Below are 3,471 nucleotides of genomic sequence, written 5' to 3'. Positions count from 1 at the left end.
GGCGAAGCAATGTTGTGCAGAAGCACAAAAAGCCGCGGAGAATACCGACGGTGAACTTCGGCCCTTCACTGCAACCGCGACCCCGTTTACCGAGGAGCCAGTCATGAAGCCCTGCATCCTGCTGATCGAAGACGACGGCGACATGCGCGAGCTTGTGGCCGGACACCTGGAGCACAGCGGCTTCGACGTGCAGCGGGCCGAGGACGGCATCAAAGGCCAAGCACTGGCCCTGCAGTACACCCCCGATCTGGTCCTGCTGGATCTGATGCTGCCCAAGGTCGACGGGCTGACCCTCTGCCAGCGACTCCGGCGCGATGAGCGCACCTCCCGCATCCCGGTGCTGATGCTCACCGCCCTAGGGAGCACCAAAGACAAGGTCAGCGGCTTCAACTCCGGTGCAGACGACTACCTCGCGAAGCCGTTTGACCTCGAAGAGCTCCTGGTGCGGATCAAAGCGCTCCTGCGCCGCTCCGATCGCGCGCCGCTCTCGACCAAGCACAACGAAATCCTCAACTACGGCTGCCTGACACTCGTCCCCGAGCGCTTTGAGGCGATCTGGTTTGACGAGCCCGTGCGGCTGACGCACCTGGAGTTCGAACTGCTCCACTGCCTGCTGCAGCGCCATGGCCAGACCGTGGCACCCTCACTGATTCTCAAAGAGGTCTGGGGCTACGAGCCCGACGACGACATCGAAACGATCCGCGTCCACGTGCGTCACCTGCGCACCAAGCTCGAGCCCGATCCCCGCAAACCTCGCTTCATCAAGACCGTCTACGGCGCGGGCTACTGCCTAGAGCTCCCCAGCGGAGACCATCAAGAGGAGCTGGCCCAACTGGTGCAGCAGGCCCGCGACAACCGGCGCACCGCCGCTTAAAGCGACAGCAACGCCACCTCCCAGGCCAAGCGCGGTTGCACGTAACTGCGCAGCTGCCCCCTGAGCTGCTCCAGGCGCTTCAGGGGGACTGAATCCTGGCGTTGACGCCAGAGACGCAGCTGCCACCAGTTCAACAACCAGAGCTGCTGCTCCACATCCAGCGCCTCACACAGGTCCCGGGCCAAGGAGAGGGCCACCAGCGGGGTCTGCGCTGCATCGCCGCCTGAAAAAGCGCTGCAACGCTCGGCCAAGCCCTCCGGCAAGGCCTGCCATTGGGCCCGTTGCTCCAGCAGGGCACCGGGGGAGCCGGCCGCGAGTTCCAGCAGCTCCGGCGGGTCACCGGCCTGGGCCATTCCCCCGTGGCCATGGCGCTGCAGCACCGCCTCCAGCAACTGGGGTTCAAGCCGCGCGAAGGCGATCGACTGGCAGCGGGAGCGAATCGTGCTGAGCAGCCGATCCGGAGAGGCCGTCAGCAGGATCAACATCCCGTCGCCGGGCTCCTCCAGGGTCTTCAGCAGGGCATTGGCCGCGCCCTCGGCCATCGCCTCCACGGTCTCCATCACCACCAGGCAGCGGGGGGACTCCACCGGCCGGCGGGCCAAAAACTGCGACACGGCCCGGACCTGCTCCAGGCGCAACTGGGGGGGCGCCTTGCGGCTCACGCCGGCGGCCTCCGCCTGGGATGCCGGCACCAGCTGACCCTTGTCGGAGTAGGTGGGCTCCACCCACAGCAAATCGGGATGGTTGCCGTCCTGCAGCCGACGCCTCACCGAGGGGGAGCCATCCAGCCCAGCAATCACTCCCTCCAGGAAGCGCAATGCCGCCAGACGACGACCCACTCCGTCGGGACCGCAAAAGAGATAGGCCGGAGCCAGGCGCTGGTGCTCCAGTCCCGCAGTCAGTAGGGCCACCGCCTGGGGCTGCCCCAGCAGATCCTCAAACAGCTCAGCCATCGCTGGTGCAGGTGGCTTGGATGGCGGCCTGCAGGTCTGCACTGACCGCCTCAGGCGATTGGCTGGCCTCAATGCGGCACCAACCGTATTGCTGGGCCAAGGCCGTGAAACCAGCACAGACCCGGGCCAGGAAGGCCTCGCCGCTGGCTTCGATGCGATCGGCCGGGCGATGGCCTCGGCGGCGCAGGGACTCCGCCAAGGGGATCTCCAGCAGGGCCGTGAGATCGGGTTCCAGCCCGGCGGTCGCGATTCCAGCCAGCTGCTCAATCAACGCCAAGGAGAGGCCGCGGCCGTAGCCCTGATAGGCCGCCGTCGACCCCACAAAGCGATCGCTCAGCACCCAGTGGCCGGCCTCCAGAGCCGGAGCGATGCGCTGCTGAACGTGCTGGGCGCGATCGGCCGCGTACAGGAGCAACTCCGCCGTGGACTCCGGGGCGGCGTCCCCAGGCGGATGCAGCAGCAGTTGGCGCAGGGCCTGGCCCAAGGCCGTGCCACCTGGCTCCCGGGTCACCAGCAACTGCGCCCCCTCGGGCATCAAGCCGCTGCTGGGCAACCACTGCTTCAGGGCTTCGATCTGGGTGGTCTTGCCACAGCCGTCGATGCCCTCCAGGACCAGAAAACGACCCCGCCTAGTCATGGCGCCCCAACAACAGTGCGTTCACGACAACAGTGATTGAGCTCATCGCCATCAACAGAGCTGCCAGCGGGGGTGACAGCACGACGCCAAAGCCTGGCAGGAGCACCCCGGCGGCGATGGGCAACACCACCAGGTTGTAGCCAAAGGCCCAAATCAGGTTCTGCCGCACCTTGGCCATGGTCTGACGCGCGAGCCGTAGCGCCATCGGGATGGCCTCCAGGCGTTCGCCGAGCACCACCAAATCAGCGGTATCGATGGCGATCTGGGTTCCCGTTCCAACGGCAATACCCAGGTCCGCCGCGGCCAAGGCCGGTGCGTCATTAATCCCATCGCCCACCATCCCCACCGGTCCGCTCGAGGCCGAACGTGCCTGATCGATCCGCTCCAGCTTCTGCTGCGGCAGCAGTTCCCAGGCCAACTCCTCTTGCGGCAAGCCCAACTGGCTGGCCAGGTGCCGCACAGGCGCCTGGCGGTCGCCGCTCAACAGCCCCAACTGCAGTCCCATGGAGCGCAGCTGGGCCAGGGCCTCTGGAGCATCCCCACGCGGCTGATCATCCAGGGCGATCAGTCCAAGCAGCTGGTTCGTGGCGACCGCCACAACCGTCGCGCCCTGCTCTTCCTGCGCGCTCCACCACTGCCTCTGCTCCTCGGCCATCGCCACTCCCTCCTGGAGCAACCAGGCCGGTCGGCCCACCCGAGCCAGGCCATGGCCCATGACCTGGGCTTGCACCCCATCGCCGGCCAGGGTGCTGGCTTCGCTCACCTCGAGCAGCGGGAGCTCCAGCTGCTGCGCCCGCTGCAGCAGGGCATGGGCCAGAGGATGACGGGTCTGCGCCTCCAGGCTGGCCGCCAGCTGAATCAGGGTCGCTTCAGTGCCGCCAGGGTCAGCCAACGACACGGCCCGCACCGTGGGGCGACCGACCGTCAGGGTCCCCGTCTTGTCAAAAAACAGGGTGCCCAGACGGGAGGCCGCCTCGATCACATCGCCACCGCGAAACAGCACCCCG

4 protein-coding genes are annotated in these 3,471 nt (G+C 67.1%); 1 reads left to right on the top strand and 3 read right to left on the bottom strand.

Going from position 1 to position 3,471, the window contains the following annotated elements; all coding sequences use genetic code 11:
* Nucleotides 1–103: 103 nt before the first annotated feature.
* A complete protein-coding gene (locus tag QZ184_RS10840) occupies nt 104–874 on the top strand; it encodes a response regulator transcription factor (protein WP_010313292.1) in 771 nt (256 codons plus the stop codon).
* Here QZ184_RS10840 and QZ184_RS10835 read toward each other — a convergent pair.
* The 3 genes from QZ184_RS10835 to QZ184_RS10825 all read right to left on the bottom strand — a co-directional run.
* A complete protein-coding gene (locus QZ184_RS10835; protein ID WP_296419605.1) occupies nt 871–1,827 on the bottom strand; it encodes a DNA polymerase III subunit delta' in 957 nt (318 codons plus the stop codon). The genes QZ184_RS10840 and QZ184_RS10835 overlap by 4 nt on opposite strands.
* Complete coding sequence (gene tmk, locus QZ184_RS10830; protein ID WP_296419602.1) at nt 1,820–2,464, bottom strand: dTMP kinase; 645 nt, start codon at nt 2,462–2,464, stop codon at nt 1,820–1,822. Before tmk ends, QZ184_RS10835 begins: the two co-directional genes overlap by 8 nt.
* On the bottom strand, nt 2,457–3,471 hold a 1,015-nt coding region (locus QZ184_RS10825), incomplete at its 5' end, for an HAD-IC family P-type ATPase (protein ID WP_296419601.1). The genes tmk and QZ184_RS10825, both read right to left, overlap by 8 nt.

It is taken from the genome of Vulcanococcus sp. DEBay_Sum22DG08_74, assembly GCF_017852955.1.
In the GTDB taxonomy this organism is placed as follows: domain Bacteria; phylum Cyanobacteriota; class Cyanobacteriia; order PCC-6307; family Cyanobiaceae; genus Vulcanococcus.
This window is presented reverse-complemented; position numbering and strand designations above follow the sequence as displayed.

Excerpts from the sequence above, each read along its gene's own strand:
- QZ184_RS10840 (WP_010313292.1), top strand. The coding sequence starts at position 104 with ATGAAGCCCTGCATCCTGCTGATCGAAGACGACGGCGACATGCGCGAG.
- QZ184_RS10835 (WP_296419605.1), bottom strand. The coding sequence starts at position 1,827 with ATGGCTGAGCTGTTTGAGGATCTGCTGGGGCAGCCCCAGGCGGTGGCC.
- tmk (WP_296419602.1), bottom strand. The coding sequence starts at position 2,464 with ATGACTAGGCGGGGTCGTTTTCTGGTCCTGGAGGGCATCGACGGCTGT.